The following is a 21445-nucleotide window of genomic DNA, read 5'->3' on the forward strand; positions in this document are numbered from 1 at the left end:
CTAGTTTTCGGTGTACATCACCGTAACTTGCGCTACAGGATGGTGTAAAAAGGCACGGATTGGCATGGCAAGCACATTCTGATCTGCCATTGCGCTGTTCAGTACCGCGAGTTTATTGCTGCCAACCAGATGCAAAAAAATATTCCGGCTATTTAACAGCCGTGGCAGGCTTAACGACATACGCTGATAAGGTGCGGTTTGCGGTTGCACAGCGAGTACAGCAGGCGCGTTATCTGCCAGGCCGTCTTTAATTTGTGCACTGCAGGGAAATAACGATGCGGTGTGACCGTCTTCCCCCATGCCAAGTATAACGGCATCAAAAGTCGGTAACGGTGTAATACGCGGCAGCACCTGTGCAACGCCGTCAAACGCTGATGCTGCATTGGCATATAAACTGATAAAACGGGCTGCTTTAGCGTTGTGTTGCAGTAATGTGGCTTTAACCAAGCGCTCGTTAGAATCTGTTTGCTGATCATCCAGCCAGCGATCATCGGCCAGCAGCACCGTAACTTTGTCCCAGGCTAAATCAACCTGGCTTAAGGTATTAAACAGTGCCTGAGGCGTTTTGCCACCTGATACCACTAAATACGCTTCGCCGCGCTCAGCGATAGCCTGCTGTAAAATGCTGACCAACCGGTTAGCGAAATCGTCATTCAGTGAGCTGGTATTGCTAAATTGCTTCAGTTGCATCATGGCTTATTCTTCCCAGTTGCGCTCGTCACGGGCCAGCATAGAAATTGCTGCAACCGGCCCCCAACTGCCAGCCTGATAAGTTTTTGGCGGCTCGTTGCTGGTTTTCCATGCGTTCAGAATACCGTCGACCCATTTCCAGGCATGCTCAACTTCATCACGGCGCACAAACAGATACTGGTTACCCAACATGGCTTCCAGTAACAACCGCTCATAAGCATCGGCAATGCGCTGCGATTTAAAGGTTTCGTCAAAGCTCAAATCAAGCTTACTTTCCTGCAGACGCATATTTTCGCCCAGGCCAGGAATTTTGTTCAATACCTGAATTTCTACGCCTTCGTCTGGCTGTAAACGAATAATCAGTTTATTAGCCGGCAATTGGTTATAAGTGGCGTGAAAAATATTATGCGGTTGTGGTTTAAAACAAATCACCACTTCGCTTAGCTTAGATGCCATGCGTTTACCGGTGCGCAGGTAAAACGGCACGCCCGCCCAGCGCCAGTTATCAATATCTACCTTTATTGCAACAAAGGTTTCAGTTTTACTGTTTGGCCTTGCGCCCTCTTCTTCCAGATAACCAGGTGCAGCCTTACCGGCAACAAAACCGTTGCCATACTGGCCGCGTACGGTTTTTTCCTGAATATTGCTAATATCAATGCGGCGCAGTGCTTTAAGTACTTTGAGTTTTTCATCACGAATGCTGTCGGCGTCCAGTCGGGCTGGCGGCTCCATGGCGATTAATGTCAGCACCTGCAACAGGTGGTTTTGCACCATATCACGCATTTGTCCGGCATCGTCGTAGTAGCTCCAGCGCCCTTCTACACCCACCTCTTCTGCAACCGTTATTTGCACATGATCAATTGAGTTATGATCCCAGTTACCGGCAAAAATGGCGTTGGCAAAGCGCAGTGCTAACAGGTTAAGTACCGTTTCTTTACCCAGATAATGGTCGATGCGATAAATTTGGCTTTCTTTGTAAAACTCAGCTACCTGATCATTAATAACTTTAGACGAGGCTAAGTCATGGCCGATAGGCTTTTCCAGCACAACACGGGCAGGCTCTTCTGCCAGCCCGGCTACCGCTAAGCCTTTACAGATAGCGCCGAATAACGACGGCGGCGTGGCAAAATAACTAACCGGCACGCGCTCATTAATATCAGTAACTGCCGTGAGCTTTTTGTAATCCTGCTCATTGGCCAGATCCAGCTGCACGTAAACCAGCTTTTGCTGCAAGCGCTGCCATACGTCGTTGTCCAGCGGCTCTTTAAGGAATTTGTTCAGGTTGGTTAACACCAGCTCAGCATAAGCTTCTGTAGACATTTCATCGCGGGCAACGCCGATGATGCGGGATTCAGGGCAAAGCAAATCCGCTTTTTCCAGCTGATACATAGCAGGTAACAGCTTGCGCCGTGCTAAATCACCTTTAGTGCCAAACAGAATTAAGTCACATGCTGAATTTTGTGCTGTTGTCGTCATAGCTGACCCTTGATTTAGATGTAATTTTACAACACTTCGGCCATACTAGCGCAGCATAACAGGGTTGTAAACCAGATATCTTGTAATTAAATTACAGATTGCGTAATGTTTTGACTATTCTTATATAATAAGGCAGCCTTAGCAACGGATCTGTGGTTTTGTAGTAAATTTAGCACTATTTTGACCACCGCCCTGACGGGCTACACCCTGTATTACAAACCTGTATCAGCCTAATTATAAGCCAGGAATTGCCGGATGAACGTGCTGGAAAAAATCGTCAATAGCGTAAACAGTTTTAGTAAATCGGAGCGTAAAGTAGCCGATGTAATTCTGGCTAACCCGCAAACAACTATACATAGCAGTATAGCGGCATTGGCTAAAATGGCCGATGTCAGCGAACCTACAGTCAACCGTTTTTGTCGCAGGCTGGATACCAAAGGCTTCCCTGACTTTAAACTGCATTTAGCCCAAAGCCTGGCCAACGGCACCCCCTATGTTAACCGCCATGTAGAAGAAGAAGATGGCCCTGAAGCCTATACGGCTAAAATCTTTGAATCTACTATGGCTGCGCTGGATACAGCAAGGCAACGGGTTGATATTAACACAATAAACCGTGCGGTTGATGTGCTGACACAGGCAAAGAAAATTTCTTTTTTTGGCTTAGGTGCTTCTGCTTCTGTAGCGCATGACGCGCAGAATAAATTCTTCCGTTTTAATGTGCCTGTGGTGTGTTTTGACGACATTGTCATGCAGCGTATGAGTGCTATAAACAGTGCTGAAGGCGATGTTGTGGTATGTATCAGCCATACCGGCCGCACAAAAAACCTGTGCGACATAGCGGCAATAGCACGGGAAAATGATGCTACTGTTATTGGTGTTACCGCTTACGACAGCCCGCTGGCAAAAGAATGTACGCTGGTATTGTCGCTGGATGTGCCGGAAGATACCGACATGTATATGCCGATGGCCTCACGTGTAGCACAACTGGTGCTAATAGACATTCTGGCCACCGGTTTTACACTGCGCCGTGGCAGTAAGTTTCGGGAAAACCTGAAGAAAGTCAAAGACAGCCTGCGCGGCTCCCGCTTTGACAAAAAAGATTTCAACAACTGATAATCCGGTGCAGTTGTGTCGGCAACTGCACCAACCTGTAATTTTTCTTCATCGCTTTGCTGTATTCTGTAATTAAATTACATTAAACTAACAGCCAGCTACTACACCCTCTTTGCAACAAGCAGGAAATAACCATGCACAGAAGAACTAAAATCGTCGCGACGCTAGGCCCCGCCACTAATACACAACTGTCAATTGAAAAACTGATAAAGGCTGGTGCAACCGTATTCCGTCTGAACTTCTCGCATGGCAGTGCTGATGATCACCGTGAGCGTGCCACTATGGTGCGTGCCGCAGCTGAAGCACTGGGCGCACACGTGGCTATTTTAGGCGATTTACAAGGGCCGAAAATTCGCGTTTCTACTTTTAAAAATGGTGCGGTGATACTCGAAGAAGGCATGCCGTATGTGCTGGATGCCGAGCTGGCAAAAGGTGAAGGTGATGAGCATCAGGTAGGTATCGACTATAAAGAGTTACCGCAGGATGTAAAAGCCGGTGATTTATTACTGCTGGACGATGGCCGCATTCAGTTATCGGTAGACCGCGTTGAAGGCGCCAGGGTTTATACCACTGTTACTGTTGGTGGTAAGTTAAGTAATAATAAAGGTATTAACCGCCAGGGTGGTGGTTTAACGGCCCCTGCCCTGACCGACAAAGACAAACGCGATATTATTACCGCAGCCGAAATTGACGTTGATTATCTGGCGGTATCTTTCCCACGCTGTGGGGATGATTTGCGTTTAGCCCGTGATTTAGCACTGGCGGCAGGTTCTGAAGCCCGTATTATGGCTAAAATCGAACGCGCTGAAGCGGTCGCTGATGACGAAACGCTGGATGACATTATCCGTGCTTCTGATGCGGTAATGGTTGCCCGTGGTGATTTAGGCGTTGAAATTGGTGATGCTGAGCTGGTTGGTCAGCAAAAACGCATTATTGCCCGTTCGCGTCAGTTAAACCGCGTGGTGATCACTGCTACCCAGATGATGGAAAGCATGATTGAAAGCCCAATGCCTACGCGCGCTGAAGTGATGGACGTAGCCAATGCTGTGCTGGATGGTACTGATGCCGTTATGTTGTCCGCTGAAACCGCTGCCGGTAAATACCCGACAGAAACAGTCCGCGCTATGGCTCGGGTATGTGACGGTGCGGAAAAACACCCAAGCGTACAAATTTCCAAGCATCGTATGGATGTTACCTTCACTGAAATAAGCGAAACTATCGCATTGTCTGCCATGTACGCGGCTAATCATCTGGAAGGCATCAAAGCTATTATTACGCTGACAGAGTCTGGCTATACCGCCAAGCTGATGTCACGTATTACCTCGCCACAGCCTATTTTTGCGTTATCACGCCATACCAAAACGCTGAACAAAATGGCGCTGTATCGTGGTGTTTATCCGGCGTTTTTTGACAGCACTGCATTACAAGGACAATCTCTGGCCGATGCAGCTATTGAAGCTGTAAAAGTCAAAGCCGGTTTAAAAAGCGGTGACTTGGTGATCATGACTCACGGCGATGTTATGGAAACTATCGGCGCTTCGAATACCTGCAGAATTGTGCAGGTAAAATAATACGCCAACTGTCAAAGCTAGTTGTTAAAATTAAGGGCTCATCTGAGCCCTTTTTACTGCCTGCAAGACTGCTTAAAACACGTCGCGTTGTAACTTACGTATTTTACGTGCGCTATGGTATTGCACAAATTGCGGTGCCAGCGCGGTTAATGCTGAGCCCACTACCACCAGTGCAGCACCAAGCCAGGACCAAAGATTAAGCTGCTGTGCTGATAAATAGGCCGGAAACAGCCAGCCCACGATATTGGCAAACAAAATAGTAAAAAGTGGCGTTACAGCAAGTACCGCACTGACTTTAGATGCCTCCCAGTGATGCAGCGCTTCAGCAAAAGCACCATAAGCCACCACGGTATTTAAGCAGCAAAAGATAAGCAGTAACCAGTGCAGATTGCTCATCGTCAATAGCGGGGTAAAATCTGACACCGGCATAAAAGCAATGGTGCCAGCTACATAGAGTATATACATAATTTGCTTTGAGCTGTAATGCACCAGCAACTGCTTTTGCGCCAGAGCATAGGCAGCCCAGGTTACGGCTGCGGTAATTACCAGTAACACACCCAGTGTTTCTGTACCGGCTTGTAATATCAGTTGTACCAAACGCTCATTGAAAAACAGTAGCAAACCCGCAACCAGAATAACTGCACCGGCTTTTTGCCACCTTAACAGGTGCTCTTTAAATATAAAGACACCACCTATCATCATTAAAAATGGTGCCAGTTGAATAACCACCTGCGCGGTTTCTGCACTGAGGTAATTTAGCCCACTTAAATACATGATGTAGTTGGACAACAGCCCGGCCACAGCGATCAGCATTAACTTTGCTATTTTGGGCGTAATTAATAACGCCGCTTTGGGCAACTTGCCCCGCGCGCCCAACCAAATACCAACGATAACAGCAGCGGCCAAAAACCGGATTGCCGTGATGGTGTTAGCCGTTAGCACATCGAGCAAAATTTTTAGTGCTATAGGCAAAATGCCCCATAAAACAGCAGTGGTTAAGGCTAACAATAGCCCAATCAGGCTTTTACCAGTAATTTGGTGCATGGTGTAAGTAATCCAGTGTAATAAAGTGGCGGGTGTTGCGAGTGTAAGCCAGAGCAGCGCTATTTTCGCTTATTTCACCCACTGTTGTCTGTAGCTTAGGCTGTTATATCGACTAATTGACTAACTGTTGCGCCATATCAAACACTGCTTACTTTGTAAGCCCCTATACTGGGTATTAGGTTAAGCAGTAAACAGGGATAAACAATGATTAAACGTGTTGGTGTACTGACCTCCGGTGGCGACGCACCGGGAATGAATGCGGCAATCAGGGCAGTTGTACTGACAGCTGCAGCCTACAATATTGACGTTACTGGTTTTCACCACGGTTTTAATGGTTTACTCGACGATGACTACCAAACACTGTTACCGCAGCACGTGCAAAACATTATTCAGCATGGCGGCACTATTTTAAAAAGCGCCCGCTGCGAGGCACTACATACCACTGAAGGCGCAAAAAAAGCTGCTCAGGCACTGGAGCGCCTGCAACTGGATGCACTGATTATTATTGGCGGCGATGGCAGTTTTCGTGGCGCATTAGCCATAGCTGAACATTATCAGGGCCAGATCATCGGCGTTCCGGGCACCATTGATAACGATGTAGACGGCACCGACTACACTATTGGTTTTGCCACCGCTATAGATACGGCATTGGATGCAATAGATAAAATCCGTGATACTGCCGATGCATTTGAGCGAATATTTCTGGTTGAGCTAATGGGCCGCCATTCTGGTTATATTACGTTGTCTGCCGGTATCGCTGGCGGTGCTGAGCAGATTATTTGCCCCGAGTTTGGCGCCCTGCGGCCAGATAACTTAAAAGCGCTGATAGAGCCGGTTAAGCGCGCACAATTATTACGTGGCAAAAGCAGTTACATTATTGTGGTGGCGGAAAACAGTTACCCCGGCGGCACAACAGCACTGGCTGAGGCGCTTAGCAAGGCTTTGGGCATTGAATGCCGGGCCTGTATTCTTGGTCATATTCAACGCGGCGGTTCGCCTGTTGGAGCTGACAGAATTCTGGCAACTAAATTAGGCGCGTATGCTGTGGAGCAACTGATGCAGGGGGCTCATTTAATGATGGCAGGTGAAATAAACCAGCAAGCAGTGTTATACCCCCTTTCAGAAACCGGCGCTAAGCAAAAGCAGATCGACCCTTATCTGGTGCGCTGGCAACAAACGATTGCCAGCGATTAACCGTAAACAGCGTACTACTGATTAAACACCTGTTTTACGCGGTCTTTATAGCTGCGGCTTACTTTGACGGCCTGGCCATTGGTCAGCATTAACTGGTGCTCACCATTGGCCAGCATTTGTAATTTGGCAATAGTGTGTACGTTGACGATAGCAGAACGATGTACCCGGACAAACAGCTTGGGATCCAGCTCCTGCTCTAACTCTTTCATCGTCCGGCGCAAAATATGTGTTTGGCCATCACGGGTGTGGATACACATATAATCGCCGGCAGCATCAACCCATTCAATAGCGGCTACTGGTACTCTGGTAATTTCGCCGCTGTCTTTAATGCTGATAGCATCCGGGAAACGGTCATTTACCACTGGCTGGGCGTTATCCAGCCGCTGCAGGATATTACCGGTGTCATCTCCGGTGAGCTTTGCTACGGCTTCTGCCAGTTGGCCTTTATGTTTTTGCGTGTCTTGTGCCTGATATATTTTCAGTACTTTTTCCACAGCCTGTTTTAAACGCTCTGGTTCAACCGGCTTTAACACATAGTCCAGCGCACTGACTTCAAACGCACTATAAGCATAATGGTCATAAGCTGTAACAAATACGATGTAAGGTAAAGCCGCCTTTTGCGCCTGCAATTGCTTAAGCACCGCAAAACCATCCATGCCAGGCATTTCAACGTCAAGAAAGACCAGATCGGGGGTTAACTGGCTAATACTGTCGATGGCTTGCTGGCCATTGGTGCATTCAGCGATAACTTCCAACTCAGGGAACTCGCGTAAGCGCACCATCATTCCCTTGCGGGCTAAAGGTTCATCATCAACTACTATTACCTTAAGCATGTTCCTGTTCCGTTTTTTCTAGTTGTAATGGAATTCTGATATTTACTTTTAAGCCCTGGGGCTGATTATGCGTTAAAACCAGGGCAAAGTTATTGTCGTACAGTGCCGATAAACGCTCTTTGGTATTAACCAGCCCAACGCCACTGTCACTGCTTTTGGGCAAACCATTGGTAATGGTCATGCCGGGCCCGTTATCAGCCACTTCGAGCAACAGATCATGGCCAAATTTTTTCGCCGTAATCGCTATTTCACCGCCATTAATCTGGCTGGCTACCGCATACTTAATAGCATTTTCAATCAGCGGCTGCAAAATTAAACTCGGTACCAGTGCTTTTTCTGTTCCTGGCTCAAGTTCGAATATAACAGACAAACGCTCGGAGAAGCGCACCTTTTCAATCTCAAGGTATAAACGGGCAGCATATACCTCTTGCTCCAGTGGTACCTTGTTAATAGGATCTTTGTACAATGAATAGCGTAAAAAGTCACTAAGCCTGGTCACCATTTTATTGGCGGTATCGGCTTCATTAATTAATACCAGTGTTGAAATAGCATTAAGGGTGTTAAACAGAAAATGCGGGTTAAGCTGATACCGCAGCATTTTCAGCTGTGCCTCATGCGCCTTATTGGTTGCCGTAAGCGATTTTTGTTTCTCTTGCTGCAATGTTTGATAGTACTTAATACCAAAATACAAACCGCTCCAGCTTAACATGACATAAAACGCCACTGGGGTATCACGGATATACTTTAGCCAGTCGTCTGGCCGCGCACCATGGCGGTATATTTCCCAGTAATTAAAGTTACGCACGGCTGTCCATATTGCTGCAACAAAAAATGCCAGCAGCAGTACGGTTATAATCATTTTCCAGGGCGTCCAGTGCCAGGCACGCTGATAAGCGTAACGCAGTGGTATGGTAATTAGCCAGCCGATATAAGAGTCCAGCGCCACAATAATCAGGAATGCGTCGCGCGTTTCCTGGATCAGAGAGCCAAGATAATTGACTATGGCAAAACCCAGCCAGCCTAAGGTATGCAGGATCCAAAACTGGCGGGTACGATCTTCAAATAACTTATACAAAACAATAACCCGCAGGCCAATAAGGTAATTGCCCGATTATAACTAAATAGCAGCCAAAAGCCCTGTTAACTGGCCGTGTTTGCATATGTATTAATCGCATTAGCCTGATATTTTAACCCAGTACCGGTGTCGGTTTTCTGTCTGGCCCCAGCGCCACAAAGGTAAAATTGCCTGAAATCGCTTTATGTTGATCATCGTTGTACATATGCTCAACAAAAATATCGACATGCACACGAATACTGGTACGGCCGACATGTTCAACTCTGGCGACCAGTTCAATAATAGTGCCGGCAGGAATAGATTCTTTAAAATCAACCCGATCAGAGCTAACGGTAACCAGAGGCTTGCGGCAAAACCGCGTGGCGGCGATAAAAGCTGCTTCGTCCATCCAGGCCAGCGCTTCGCCGCCAAATAAGGTGTTATGGTGATTAGTGCGGCCGGGAAATACCGTTTTGGTAACCCGTGTTACCGCATGTTCCATCCGTTTGGCAATTAACGCTTCGTTACTCATAGCAATACTCAGTTATAGCAGTGAAAGACGCGGCGATTCTATAAGAGCCGCATCTAATTGCAACAGTATCGCACACAAATACGTATCCGAGGGGCTGATTACCGGTTTAGTTAACGGCTTAGCATCGGGCCAAGCGCCCTGCCGCCAACCAGGTGTAAATGAATATGATAAACCTCCTGCCCACCATGCGCATTGCAGTTCATAATCAGCCGGTAACCTTTATCTGCTATGCCGTATTCGGCTGCCAGTTTACGCGCCACGGTAAACAGCCGGCCAAGCGCGGCTTCATGTTTGGGCTCAACATCATTAACGGTTGGAATAAGCTGATTGGGCACCAATAAAATATGCACCGGCGCCCGAGGGCGGATGTCACGAAAGGCAGTAACTAAGTCATCCTGATACAAAATATCGGCCTGAGCCTCACGACGAATAATTTTACTGAATACTGTTTCTGTTGCCATATCATTTTCCTTATTCGGTTTTAGCGGCATAATAGCCAGCTTAATACGGGACAATGCTGTAGGCAAAGGGTAAACCCTTTACCTGTAAGAAAGAGTAACGCTATGAAATCTGTTATGTACCAGCTTGATATAACTGATGTCAGTGCACACCTGATATCGGTAACGCTCAGTTTTACCCCGCAGTCATCAGTACATGAGCTGACATTGCCTGCCTGGATCCCCGGCAGCTACATGATCCGTGATTTTGCCAGGAACATTGTTGCGATAAGTGCCTGTGATAAATCCGGCGCACTGGAGCTGCAACAGCTGGATAAGCAGCGCTGGCAATTACAGTGTAACCATACCCCGGTAACCGTTAGCTATCAGTTATATGCTTACGATTTATCCGTCCGGGCCGCTTATATTGACGATGAAGTAGCCGTGTTAAACCCGGCCAGCCTGTGTTTAAGTGTCAGCGAGCTGGAAACTCTGCCACATCAGGTCAATGTTAGCAAACCTCAGTCACGCGCTACTGAGCGCTGGCGGGTTGCAACCGGTTTAATCCGCAGCCAAAGCACTGACTTTCTTGGCTTTGGTCAATACACTGCAGCAAATTATCAGGTGTTAATTGATAGCCCTATCTTGTTGGGTAAATTTACCCTTACCGAGTTTACTATTGATGGCATCAGTCATTATCTGGTGGTTACCGGCGACAACCTGACTGATCTTAGCCGATTTACCAGCGATTTAACGCGAATTTGCCAGCAGCAGGTACAAGTGTTTGGCAGCTTACCGGCTGATTTAACCAGCTACTGGTTTTTGCTCTGGGTAACAGAAGATGGCTATGGTGGGTTGGAACATCTGAACTCTACTCTACTATTGTGCAGCCGTTTTGACTTACCAGTGCCTGAACAACCTCAGGTAGATGAAAACTATCAGAATCTATTGGCACTATGTAGCCATGAATACTTTCATACCTGGTGGGTTAAGCGCTTAAAGCCCGTTGTATTTCAGCAGTATCAGCTAACCGCCGAGCAGTACACCAACCAGCTTTGGCTATATGAGGGTTTTACTTCTTACTATGATGATTTAGCGCTGGTACGTGCCGGCCTGATTGACAGTAAAACTTATATTAAAACGCTGGAAAAAACCATTTCCAGAGTTACACGTAACCCGAGCGATGACCGCCAAAGCCTTGTAGACAGCAGCTTTACCGCCTGGACTAAGTTTTATAAACAGGATGAAAACGCGGTAAATTCAGTGGTAAGTTATTACGCCAAAGGCGCTTTACTGGCGTTATGTCTGGATGCCAGCCTGCGCCGGCAAAATAGCAACCTTGATGCAATAGTCCGTCAGTTATGGCAACGTTATTTGTTATCAGGCACACCGGATAATGCGTTGCAAGAAGTGCTGACAGAACTTGGGTTTAATGAACTTGCCGCACAAAGCGACAGATGGCTGACACAAACTGCGGCATTGCCACTGGCAGAATTGCTGCCAGCTCTTGGCCTAATATTAACGCTTCGGCCAATGCAACATGCAGATGATTTCGGCGGTGAAACCGGTACTGAGAATTTACCCTTTATTGGCGCTCAAACTAAACAGCTAAATGGCCTGCTGCAATTAACACAGGTTTACCATGGTGGCATTGCGCATCAGGCAGGTTTAATGGCCGGTGATCAATTACTGGCGCTGGATGGCCGCAAAATCACTGCCACCAGCCTGCCACAGCTGTTAAAGCGGGCAATTAAAGATAAACCTTTATTACTACACTATTATCGCAAAGACCGCTTACTGCAAAGCCAGCTAACGTTAACTACAGCAAGCCAACAGGTTGCCATATTGACAATTACTGAGCAGCCAAAGTGTGATTACTGGCTGCAACCAGTTCAGTAACGGCTTAGTTGAGCACCAAACCTGGCAGCAGCGCCGGATCCAGCCGTTCCTGTTGCCAGTTAATACGCCAATCGAGGTGAGGGCCTGTTACCCTTCCGGTCGCACCTACTTCAGCAATTTTCTGCCCCTGCGCAATCTCATCACCAACAGCAACATCAAACCGGCTTAAATGCATAAAGGTAGAGCTGATGCCAAAACCATGATCAATAATTAGTGTTAAGCCAGAATAGTATAAATCTTCAGCTAACAGTACTTTGCCACTTAACGGCGCGACAACCGGTGCTCCAACCGGTGCTGCCACATCGAGGCCATAGTGTGGGTTACGTGGCTCGCCATTAAATACACGCTGGCTGCCATAAACACCGGAAATACGCCCTTGGGCAGGCATGATGGGGGTATCGAAGATAAATGGCAGGCCAGATACTGTTTTGCGAACTGTCCGTACCTGCTGGTTGTCATGACGGATACGTTCGGTTACCTCGGCTGGTGGTGTAACATATTTTTGTGCTACACCATTAACATGCTGAATATCATACTGGCCTGCAGTAAAGGTTAACGGCTTTATATGCTCTTCACCATTTAGTTGCACTTTAAGCTGATGCTTTAGCGGTGCATCCCGGCCGATACCAAAGACAAAACGACCATCGCTGCTTAATGGCAGTTCAATGTCATTAAAAAATACTTTACTGCCAGGTAGCACCTTACCCCGTAGCAAACTGCCCTGGGTCAGCTGCCCTTCTAACTCTAACGCTGGTTCAGCAACTAACGTGCAGCTAACGCTAGCTAACAGCAATAGCGCCTTTACCCACCCCTTCATAAGCCACTACCTTATATAGTTTCGTACCATCAAGTTGCTTTAATTCTGCGGCGATATACTCCGCCAGACACTCCACTGTGGTATCACAGGGTATAATTTCACAATGAGTTTTCGGCATTGTCAGTTCAAACCAGCCCTGTGCAGCCTGATAGCGGAAGCTATAATCATCTGCAGCGGCAGTAAGATGTTGTAAAACATCAGCGCTGCACAAATCTTCAGCAGAGCCCAGATAAATATCCTGCCAGCGCTCACACCAGTATTTGTTTAAACGTGGCGTTAACATACCGTCAGTGTATATTTGAATAGTTGAGCGATGACCATGGGCAATACGCTGGCAATTACCGTCATGCTTCTTTAAGCCATGGCTGTAGTGGTAATAAAAACTGTTGCTGACTTCCGGCCTTAAAGTAAAAATCAGCTGCTGCACATTACCGGGCAGTAAAGGTGTAATTTGCTGCTGCAAAAATGCAGTGATGCTGTGCTCATTAATTTCATCGCTGGCAACAGCCACAATGGCTTGTGCTGGTGCCGCCATACTGATGCGACCGCGTGCTGATTGAAAGGTTAACCGCTGTAAATCAGCACGGCTATCAATCGTCAGTGCTGCAGATAAGGCCGGTACGGCCAGTTTATGATCCACCAGCTGATCTATAGCTTGCTTAATCACTTTTTTGACTTTGGCAAAATCCAACACCATCGAGGTTTGATCCAGACCGCCGTGCAGCTCTACGTCAACAATATAGCTTTCACCCAACATACCCCGCTTGGCGCACAGGTAAGAAAAATCAATAACGGTTAGATCCCGTACAAACAAAATCATTAAAAGCTCTCTGGTTACTCAGGCATATTCTGGCAACATTATAACGCTGAACGCACGTCAGCAACACCTGCAGCGCGGGTAAATCAACGCTTATGCTCGGTTAACCAGCTGTTTAAAATACCCACCTGGCCACATTTATGTGCGGCATACATCAGCCGGATAGCATTACTAAGCAAAACACTGTCGCTCCATTCCGTTTTTTTCTGGATCTCTTCATAGCAACTTAGCGCCTCAGGTGTCAAATAGCCGCGCAACTCCTTTTTACCCGATTGCTTTTGCCGTTCACGATAACGCAGTTGCTTTTCTGCGTTGGTCAGCGCTTTTCCACTCGAATTTGTCATGATGTCACTCTTTGGCAATAACACTGTCATACCCTCAACCAGTTAACTAATTGATGCGTAAAATTAAGACTTAATACAAATCGGACTTGTTTGGCGTACAAGTGTTCGCTAAAGTGGCCCGGTATTTTCACTGGATTAAACATACATGACTAAGAATAGCTTTACAAAAGAAGATTTGATTGCCTGCGGCAATGGTGAACTGTTTGGCGAAGGCAACAGCCAGTTGCCCTCGGACAATATGCTGATGATGGACCGCATTATTCACATTTCCGAAGAAGGTGGTCTGTATGGTAAAGGCCAGATCATTGCTGAATTGGATATTACGCCAGACTTATGGTTCTTTGCCTGTCACTTTAAAGGTGATCCGGTAATGCCAGGTTGTCTGGGTCTTGATGCCATGTGGCAACTAGTCGGCTTCTTTTTAGGCTGGTGTGGCGGCCCGGGTAAAGGCCGTGCCCTGGGTGTGGGCGAAGTAAAATTTACCGGCCAGATACTGCCTACAGCCAAAAAAGTTACTTATACCATAAACATGAAACGGGTTATCAAGCGTAAGCTGTTTATGGGTATTGGTGATGGTGTCGTTAGTGTCGATGGCCGTGATATTTATGCTGCAACCGACCTGAAAGTTGGTCTGTTTCAGGACACATCCAGTTTTTAATTCACACTAAGATGAAATGGTAAAAGCCCCGCAAGTTATCCTGACGGGGCTTTTTTAATGCTTGAGCTTACTGGGAAAAATTACTGACCTTTATTAAACAGCCCAACATTGCGATCTTCGATGGCTTCGCGCCAGCCTCCTAACCATTGTGAGCGCGTATCTAAACCTTGGTAAGGGCAAATTTCTTTGGACCGTCCGGTTACACCGGCACGATAACCTTGAGCATGAGCACGTTCCAGACGATCACGTTTTTGTCTTTTCATACGGCAGTCTTCCTCAACTTTATTTGATAAAAATAACCGCATAAGAATTTGCGATTACCCTTTAATTGATAGTCGACAGCCATAAAAGGTTCAATCTGAAATGAATAGATTAAAAGCTTGACAAGGGCTAACAAACTGAACTTCTTTAAGATTTGATGACAGTTTTGTTTATATCAAATTACACTAAGCATCCTACTTTTATAACTATAAAGCTGTAACAGCCTTACAGGCATTAAAAAAGCTGCCGAAGCAGCTTTTTTATTAACATTACACTTTGCGTCGGCGCCACCAGACTAGCGCAGCGCTTAACGTTAACCAACCAAAACCAGCGGCGCCGCCTTTGCGCTCATATTCTGTCTCTTCTGATGAGCAATCCTCTGGTTCACCATTGGCAACGGGCTGTAATTTAACTGTAACAGCCAGCTCTTCAAGCTCTGGGTTGCCCTGCGCATCTACGATGATTTCGCCCAGCAAATCTTTACGCTCTTTCATCATCAGCGCTGTCGCCAGAATATCGCCATTGTTATTGATATCGACTGCATCAACTACGGTGTAAGGCGAATTACAGCCAATCAAGGCATTCAAATCCGTAAAGCTGTCAGCAGCTATATCATACATGAAGCCATGATATCTTCTGGTTGTTGTACCACCCAGAATAACTTCAGCCTGGCCGACTACCTGGTTACTGTCATTAATAGCTTTTGGTACTGTCGTTGAGCTGGAAAAAAAACCATCGACAAAGTTAGTTTGACCGGAGCTATAGTCGTGGTAAAACATTTTATTGCGTGTAGCGCTGTTAATCACTTTTTGGCCATAACCCACAATAATGTTGTTATTATTAATGGCCACAGCATCACTAATAGACCACTCAAGCGGATCGACCAACGGTAATACCTGATCTTCAACATATAAACTGGCATGCTGCGCCCGCACAATTTGGTCAACAACCTGGCCGTTACTTAACCGTACCCGCTGTGTACGATCTGAGTCACTGTATAATGAACGACCTACCGCAATACCGTTATCATTTACATCGTTAGCAACGCTAAAATAAGTTATAGCATTGACACCTTCACCGTCGAAAGCGTTCCCGGTATTTTTGTCCCCTAAAAAGCCCAGCACCTGAGGCACGGCCACACTGCCATCTGCTTGCAACTGCCATATCATACCACTTTGCTCGTAGCTGCCTGCAACTGCTCTGTTATACAAGCATAGTGCTTCTGGAGTAGTTTCTCCGGTACACACATCCTCGACGGCTTCCTTAGCAGCATCTGTCATGCCGCTGCTGCCAAAACCAGCAATTAACCCGTTATTGCTGATAGATCTGGCAACGGTATAACCACCACCCAACTCCTGATAAGGCGCAGGTATAGTTCTGACTTGCCCGTCCTGTACGACAGCACCTAACTGATGCGATGCCTCAGGAACCCATAATTCAACTGTTTCCGGCTCAGGCTCGTCGTCTGTTACATCGGGAGTATAACTTTGTAACGTAAAAGTAGTACCCGCAACACCTACTGCAATGCCGGCATTGTTAATATCGTACAAGTACTCACTGTTGCCCCGCGTGGGCTCGGCACTATCCCGCAACAGTATATTTTCTGGCTCTAAACTCCCTGACTGCAGATAACCAATAGCATTACCAATTGGTTGCCCGCTGGGGTTAATACTTAGCAGGATATTCAGAATTGCATTATCAATGTTACCGTTAGTCACATCAGCTAACTGTTCGTCAGTAAAAAACGCTTGGAGATCCTCATCTTCAAAATCAATAGCATCCAAATCAATGGGGAAATTAAAATATTGGAAGTCATTGACGGTATTACCCGCAGAGTTAGTACGTTGAACAACAACTGCACCATTAAATACCGTATCTCCGCTATCGTTTATAGCTGAAGCGTAAGTTGACTTTACTTCGCTTACTTCACCAATCTCAACGACGTTATAAACGGCCGCTTGTACAGAACACAGACTTAACAGCGGCAATATCGCCAGACTGATGCGTGATAACTTCATTCGGAGCCCCTAAATATACTTTAATTCTTATGCGTCTAATTCTTCCCAGCGTGCATACGCTTGCGCCAGCTTCGACTCGATCTGCTGCAGTTGGTTCAACGTGGTTTGCGTTTGCTCTGCACTTTGCTTAAAAAACTCGGCGTCATTTACTTTCAGCTGTAACGCCTCAAGCTCTGCTTCAAGCTGTTCCAGCAAGGCTGGCAATTGCTCCAGTTCGCGTTGCTCTTTGTATGATAACTTCTTAGCACTGCTAACAGAAGCCTGCGGTGGTATTTCTTCTGTTACGCTCTGTAATGGTTTTGTCACTTTTTGTGCTGTTGAAGCAGGCGTTTGCATACGTTGCTGGTAAGCAATAACGTCGTCATAACCACCGGCAATTTCAATAATACGCCCCTCACCGGCAAACAGCAGTGAGCTGGTAACGGTATTGTTAACAAATTCGCGGTCATGGCTTACCAACAATACAGTACCCTGATATTGCTGCAGGATATCTTCCAGCAGTTCCAGCGTTTCAACATCTAAGTCGTTGGTTGGCTCATCGAGGATCAGTAAGTTACTCGGCCTGGCAAACAGTTTGGCCAGCAGTAAACGGTTTTTCTCACCGCCCGATAAGGCCTTCACCGGAGTACGTGCCCGTGCTGGCGGGAATAAGAAGTCCTGCAGGTAACTCAGTACATGGCGGCTTTTACCATTTTGGGTAATTTCTTGTTTACCCTCCGCGACGTTGTCCTGCACTGTGGCTTCTAAGTCCAGCGCGATACGGTGCTGGTCAAAATAGGCCACTTCAATATTGGTGCCGCGCTTAATCTCGCCACTGTCGTGTTTATAATCACCCAATAACAGCTTAATCAGTGTTGATTTACCGACACCGTTAGGCCCAACCAGCGCGATGCGATCACCGCGCATTACCAATAAATCAAGTTTGTCGATAACGGTTTTGCCATTAAAGCCGCAGCTAATGGCTTTGGTTTCGAATACCAGCTTGCCGGAGCGATCAGCCTGCTCGATATTAAAATCGACCTTGCCTAAGGTTTCTACCCGCTCTGCCCGCTCACGACGCAACGCTTTAAGTGCTCTTACGCGGCCTTCGTTACGGGTACGCCGTGCTTTAATGCCCTGACGGATCCATACTTCTTCTTCTGCCAGCTTTTTATCAAACAATGCATTGTGCTGCTGCTCGTCTTCGAGCATTTTTTGCTTGCGATCCAGGTATTCCTGATAATTGCCCGGGTGCGAGGTTAACAAACCACGGTCCAGATCAATAATGCGGGTAGCCAGGGCACGGATAAAAGCCCTGTCGTGCGAGATAAAAATGATGGCACCGGAGAAATTCAGTAAAAACTGTTCCAGCCACTGGATAGCGGCGACATCCAAATGGTTAGTTGGCTCATCCAGTAACAAAATATCCGGCCTGGCGGCCAAAGCCCGAGCCAGAGCCGCTTTACGCAACCAGCCACCGGATAACGTCGCTAAACTGGCATCCGGGTTCATATCAAACTGCTGGCATAAATCAGCAACACGGGATTCCAGCCCCCAGCCGTCGCGGGTATCCATTTCGCTTTGTAATTTCTCAAACAGCCGATAGTCGGCATCTGAAGCGCCGTCTAAGTTTTCTGACAGAGTATAAAATTGCTGCGCTATTTGGGCTAAATCACCGGCACCTTCGCGGATAAAGTCGGCAATTTTCACGTCCATTTTGGCCGGCGGGTCCTGCTCTAAGCGGCTTAGTACCACACCGGTATTCACCACTATCTGGCCATCATCCAGATTTTGCTGTCCGGTCAGCAATTTTAGCATTGACGATTTACCGGCGCCGTTGCGACCGACTAAACATACGCGCTCGCCGCTGAATAAGCTAAAGTCGACATGATCCAATATCGGGTTAGTGCCAAAGGCTAAACACGCCTGCTGAAAACGTAATAATTCCACTACTGTACATCCTTAAGCCATGTTGCCAGCTGGTCCGCATCAAAGGGCCAGCATAATTCGTTATTCCCCCGGCGTAGCACCGGGATCATCAACCGGTAGCGCGCAAAGGCCTGTTCATCATCAACAATATCGGTAACCTGAAACTGGCCCGCAAGGCCGGCTTGCAACAATAGCTGTTCAGCTTGATCACATAAATGACAGCCCCAGGTACTGTATAAGGTTAAGGCCTGCTGCATGCTATTCATACTATTAGCGCGTTAACTCAAAACAAACGTGAATATTCGGGTTACGCTTATAATCTTCCGGCAACGTCGCCGTCGAGATATCTTTAACCTGCCAGCCGGCATCGTTAAGTGCCTGGGTATCAATTTTAAAGCGGCGTTTATTGTTAGAGAAAATCACTTTGCCACCTGGTGCCAGCCGCGCCGTCAGCATGTTTAACAAATTAACGTGGTCGCGCTGTACATCCCAGCTGTCCTGCATCCGCTTCGAGTTAGAAAAGGTTGGCGGGTCAACAAAAATTAAATCGAACTGAGCACGGCAACGGCTTAACCATTGCAGGCAGTCGGCTTGTTCAAACTGATATTGCTTGCCGGTTAAGCCGTTAATAGTGAAGTTACGCCTGGCCCAGTCCAGATAAGTATTTGACATATCTACCGTAGTCACACTGGCGGCACCGCCAATAGCGGCATGCACCGACGCACTGCCGGTATAAGCAAACAGGTTTAACACCGTTTTACCTTTGGCCTGCTGCTGGATCATCCGCCGGGTAATGCGATGATCTAAAAACAAACCGGTATCCAGGTAATCACGCAGATTAACTAAAAACTTAGCGCCGTATTCGCTCACTTCTTTGTACTGGCCGGCTTTATTTAATGCCTGATACTGTGACGTGCCCTTTTGCTTTTCGCGCACCTTTAAAATCATTTTATCTGAGCCGATACCCAGTACCTGCGGTACCTGGTTTACCACATCGAATAAGCGTTTTTGCGATACCTGCTCGTCCACCGTGGCCGGCGCAGCATATTCATGCACTACCACTTCACCGTCGTACCAATCTACCGCTACATTATATTCCGGAATATCGGCATCATATAAGCGGTAGCAGCTAAGGCCTTCTTTGTTCGCCCACTTTTGCAGCTGCTTTAAATTCTTCGCCAAGCGGTTGCCAAAAGAGCTACTTTCGCTAAAAAACAGCGCCGGCGCATCAGAGCTTACCGCCACTTGCTTTTCGGTTAAGTCAAACAGGGTGAAATCACAATCCAGCGGGCCATTAGTAAACTTATAGCTTTTGCTTTTTGATAAACGCAGCGCACGCAGTAAATCGGTGTTTGAGGTAATAATGGCTAAACGCCAGCCCTGATAATGCTGCTTTAACGCTAAGGAAAACTTACTGTACAGCGGTATTAATGAGGGTAAATCGCCCAATCGCTCGCCATACGGCGGGTTGGTAACAATAACGCCCGGCACACTGGTTACCGCAGTTTTTAGTGCTGTGGCATCGGCATAATCAAACTGTACATAAGCAGCAACACCGGCACGGGCGGCATTTTGCTTCGCTTTGGCTAAATTGCGCTCATCAAAGTCCGAGCCCCAAAATTGCACAACAGCGGGTAACACCCGCTGTGCCGCTTTGGCTTCTTGCTTTAATTGCTGCCAAACCGCGTCACGATGGCCAGGCCAGCCTTCGAAGGCAAACTTTTCGCGGCTTAAGCCCGGCGCTTTATTCAGCGCAATTAATGCTGCTTCCAGCACTATAGTGCCGCTGCCGCAAAACGGGTCAAACAACGGCTGATCCACCTGCCATCCGGAACGTTTTAACAGCGCCGCAGCTAAATGCTCTTTTAATGGCGCTTCGCCCTGGCCAGCACGGTAACCACGCTGATGTAATGACGGGCCGGAAAAGTCCTGTAAAAAGTGGAAATGCGCTTTATCTAACCGCACCTGAAAGCGCACATCGGGATCCATCCGGTCAACATCCGGCCGATGGCCGGTTTCTTCTCGGAACTGATCAACAATGGCGTCTTTTAAGCGGATAGCGCCAAACTGGGTGTTGTCTATTTTCGGGTGTTTCCCAACACAGTCTACTGCCAACGTATTACGCAGTGACATTTGCTGTGGCCAGTCAATTTTCTGCGCAATCTGGTAAATATCACTGTCGGCCGTAACCGGCTCAGACTGTATTAAGCGCAAAATACGGGTAGCCAGGCGCGACCATAAACATAATTGATACCCGGTGCGCAGTTCTGCCTTAAAGCGCACCACGCCCATGGTCACTTTCAACACTTCGCCACCCTGATGGCGAATTTCATCCGCCAGCAGTTCCTCTACCCCTTTAGACGTTAACGCCCAGAATTCCAGCATGCTACCCAAACCCCTAACAAAAATGGCCGTCAGTATAGCAGAATGTGCTATTTATCCGTTTGAGTTTTTGTAATAACGCCAAATTGCCGCTTAAAACAGCGCTTTGTTTAACAAAGCAGCAGTTAAGCAACATCTTAAAAATAAAAGCAGATAAAGGCTTGCATGGCTTTGTTAAAAACACTAAGATGCGCCCCGCAATGACGGACGCGGGATGGAGCAGCCTGGTAGCTCGTCGGGCTCATAACCCGAAGGTCGTCGGTTCAAATCCGGCTCCCGCAACCAACTAACGTTGAAACGGCATTGCAAACAAATACTTAACACACTCTGCTCGGTGTTAAGTTACGGACGCGGGATGGAGCAGCCTGGTAGCTCGTCGGGCTCATAACCCGAAGGT

At 47.3% G+C, this 21445-nt stretch carries 20 protein-coding genes and 1 tRNA gene; 6 read left to right on the plus strand and 15 right to left on the minus strand.

Going from position 1 to position 21445, the window contains the following annotated elements:
• Both pgl and zwf read right to left on the minus strand, forming a co-directional pair.
• On the minus strand, positions 1 to 693 hold the full coding sequence (pgl, locus tag AR688_RS19190) for a 6-phosphogluconolactonase (RefSeq protein ID WP_197412292.1): 693 nt from the start codon (positions 691 to 693) through the stop codon (positions 1 to 3).
• A gap of 3 nt (positions 694 to 696) precedes the next feature.
• Positions 697 to 2166, minus strand: a complete 1470-nt coding sequence (gene zwf / locus AR688_RS19195; protein ID WP_068238039.1) for a glucose-6-phosphate dehydrogenase — start codon at positions 2164 to 2166, stop codon at positions 697 to 699.
• 255 nt (positions 2167 to 2421) lie between these two features.
• Here zwf and AR688_RS19200 point away from each other — a divergent pair, with 255 nt between their 5' ends.
• The gene (locus AR688_RS19200; RefSeq protein ID WP_068238042.1) at positions 2422 to 3279 is read left to right on the plus strand and encodes a MurR/RpiR family transcriptional regulator; all 858 of its coding nucleotides are present in this window, start codon (positions 2422 to 2424) and stop codon (positions 3277 to 3279) included.
• Between the two features lie 134 nt (positions 3280 to 3413).
• Positions 3414 to 4850 carry a pyruvate kinase gene (pyk, locus tag AR688_RS19205; protein ID WP_068238045.1) on the plus strand — a complete coding sequence of 479 codons (1437 nt, stop codon included), beginning with the start codon at positions 3414 to 3416 and terminating at the stop codon, positions 4848 to 4850.
• Between the two features lie 72 nt (positions 4851 to 4922).
• Here the strand turns inward: pyk and AR688_RS19210 are convergent, their stop codons facing one another.
• Positions 4923 to 5894, minus strand: a complete 972-nt coding sequence (locus tag AR688_RS19210; protein ID WP_068238048.1) for a DMT family transporter — start codon at positions 5892 to 5894, stop codon at positions 4923 to 4925.
• A gap of 204 nt (positions 5895 to 6098) precedes the next feature.
• Here AR688_RS19210 and AR688_RS19215 point away from each other — a divergent pair, with 204 nt between their 5' ends.
• Positions 6099 to 7088, plus strand: a complete 990-nt coding sequence (locus AR688_RS19215) for an ATP-dependent 6-phosphofructokinase (protein WP_068238051.1) — start codon at positions 6099 to 6101, stop codon at positions 7086 to 7088.
• 14 nt (positions 7089 to 7102) lie between these two features.
• Here AR688_RS19215 and AR688_RS19220 read toward each other — a convergent pair whose 3' ends face one another.
• The 4 genes from AR688_RS19220 to AR688_RS19235 all read right to left on the minus strand — a co-directional run bounded on the left by AR688_RS19220 (position 7103) and on the right by AR688_RS19235 (position 9968).
• On the minus strand, positions 7103 to 7921 hold the full coding sequence (locus AR688_RS19220) for a LytR/AlgR family response regulator transcription factor (protein ID WP_068238054.1): 819 nt from the start codon (positions 7919 to 7921) through the stop codon (positions 7103 to 7105).
• Positions 7914 to 8996 carry a sensor histidine kinase gene (locus tag AR688_RS19225; RefSeq protein WP_068238057.1) on the minus strand — a complete coding sequence of 361 codons (1083 nt, stop codon included), beginning with the start codon at positions 8994 to 8996 and terminating at the stop codon, positions 7914 to 7916. Before AR688_RS19225 ends, AR688_RS19220 begins: the two co-directional genes overlap by 8 nt.
• A gap of 112 nt (positions 8997 to 9108) precedes the next feature.
• Positions 9109 to 9507 (minus strand): acyl-CoA thioesterase, encoded by a 399-nt coding sequence (locus AR688_RS19230; RefSeq protein ID WP_068238060.1) that lies wholly within the window; start codon positions 9505 to 9507, stop codon positions 9109 to 9111.
• Between the two features lie 110 nt (positions 9508 to 9617).
• Complete coding sequence (locus AR688_RS19235) at positions 9618 to 9968, minus strand: HIT domain-containing protein (protein ID WP_068238102.1); 351 nt, start codon at positions 9966 to 9968, stop codon at positions 9618 to 9620.
• 102 nt (positions 9969 to 10070) lie between these two features.
• On the opposite strand from AR688_RS19235, the gene AR688_RS19240 reads away from it, so the two are divergent.
• Positions 10071 to 11843, plus strand: coding sequence for a M61 family metallopeptidase (locus AR688_RS19240; RefSeq protein WP_068238062.1), 1773 nt, complete (start codon positions 10071 to 10073; stop codon positions 11841 to 11843).
• A 4-nt stretch (positions 11844 to 11847) separates the two neighbouring features.
• On the opposite strand, the gene AR688_RS19245 is transcribed toward AR688_RS19240, so the two are convergent.
• The 3 genes from AR688_RS19245 to AR688_RS19255 form a co-directional block, all read right to left on the minus strand.
• A complete protein-coding gene (locus AR688_RS19245; RefSeq protein ID WP_068238066.1) occupies positions 11848 to 12660 on the minus strand; it encodes a M23 family metallopeptidase in 813 nt (270 codons plus the stop codon).
• Entirely contained in the window at positions 12623 to 13480 is an 858-nt protein-coding gene (locus tag AR688_RS19250; RefSeq protein WP_068238068.1) for a 6-carboxytetrahydropterin synthase, read from the minus strand. The genes AR688_RS19245 and AR688_RS19250 overlap by 38 nt, the downstream gene beginning before the upstream one ends.
• An 83-nt stretch (positions 13481 to 13563) precedes the next feature.
• A complete protein-coding gene (locus AR688_RS19255) occupies positions 13564 to 13821 on the minus strand; it encodes a hypothetical protein (protein ID WP_068238070.1) in 258 nt (85 codons plus the stop codon).
• A gap of 145 nt (positions 13822 to 13966) precedes the next feature.
• Here AR688_RS19255 and fabA point away from each other — a divergent pair, with 145 nt between their 5' ends.
• Positions 13967 to 14479 (plus strand): bifunctional 3-hydroxydecanoyl-ACP dehydratase/trans-2-decenoyl-ACP isomerase, encoded by a 513-nt coding sequence (gene fabA / locus AR688_RS19260; RefSeq protein ID WP_068238076.1) that lies wholly within the window; start codon positions 13967 to 13969, stop codon positions 14477 to 14479.
• Positions 14480 to 14559: 80 nt separating this feature from the next.
• Here the strand turns inward: fabA and rmf are convergent, their stop codons facing one another.
• The 5 genes from rmf to rlmKL form a co-directional block, all read right to left on the minus strand.
• Entirely contained in the window at positions 14560 to 14742 is a 183-nt protein-coding gene (gene rmf, locus AR688_RS19265) for a ribosome modulation factor (RefSeq protein WP_068238104.1), read from the minus strand.
• A gap of 267 nt (positions 14743 to 15009) precedes the next feature.
• The gene (locus AR688_RS19270; protein WP_068238078.1) at positions 15010 to 16758 is read right to left on the minus strand and encodes a DUF3466 family protein; all 1749 of its coding nucleotides are present in this window, start codon (positions 16756 to 16758) and stop codon (positions 15010 to 15012) included.
• Positions 16759 to 16785: 27 nt separating this feature from the next.
• Positions 16786 to 18687 (minus strand): ATP-binding cassette ATPase Uup, encoded by a 1902-nt coding sequence (gene uup, locus AR688_RS19275; RefSeq protein ID WP_068238080.1) that lies wholly within the window; start codon positions 18685 to 18687, stop codon positions 16786 to 16788.
• A complete protein-coding gene (locus tag AR688_RS19280) occupies positions 18687 to 18932 on the minus strand; it encodes a glutaredoxin family protein (RefSeq protein ID WP_231732190.1) in 246 nt (81 codons plus the stop codon). Before AR688_RS19280 ends, uup begins: the two co-directional genes overlap by 1 nt.
• 4 nt (positions 18933 to 18936) lie before the next feature.
• Complete coding sequence (rlmKL, locus tag AR688_RS19285; RefSeq protein ID WP_068238085.1) at positions 18937 to 21051, minus strand: bifunctional 23S rRNA (guanine(2069)-N(7))-methyltransferase RlmK/23S rRNA (guanine(2445)-N(2))-methyltransferase RlmL; 2115 nt, start codon at positions 21049 to 21051, stop codon at positions 18937 to 18939.
• A 205-nt stretch (positions 21052 to 21256) separates the two neighbouring features.
• Between rlmKL and AR688_RS19290 the strand changes: the two genes are divergently transcribed.
• A tRNA-Met gene (locus AR688_RS19290) sits at positions 21257 to 21333 on the plus strand.
• The last annotated feature ends 112 nt before the right edge of the window (positions 21334 to 21445 follow it).

Origin of the sequence: Rheinheimera sp. EpRS3 (assembly GCF_001513785.1) — a bacterium.
In the GTDB taxonomy this organism is placed as follows: Bacteria; Pseudomonadota; Gammaproteobacteria; order Enterobacterales; family Alteromonadaceae; genus Alishewanella.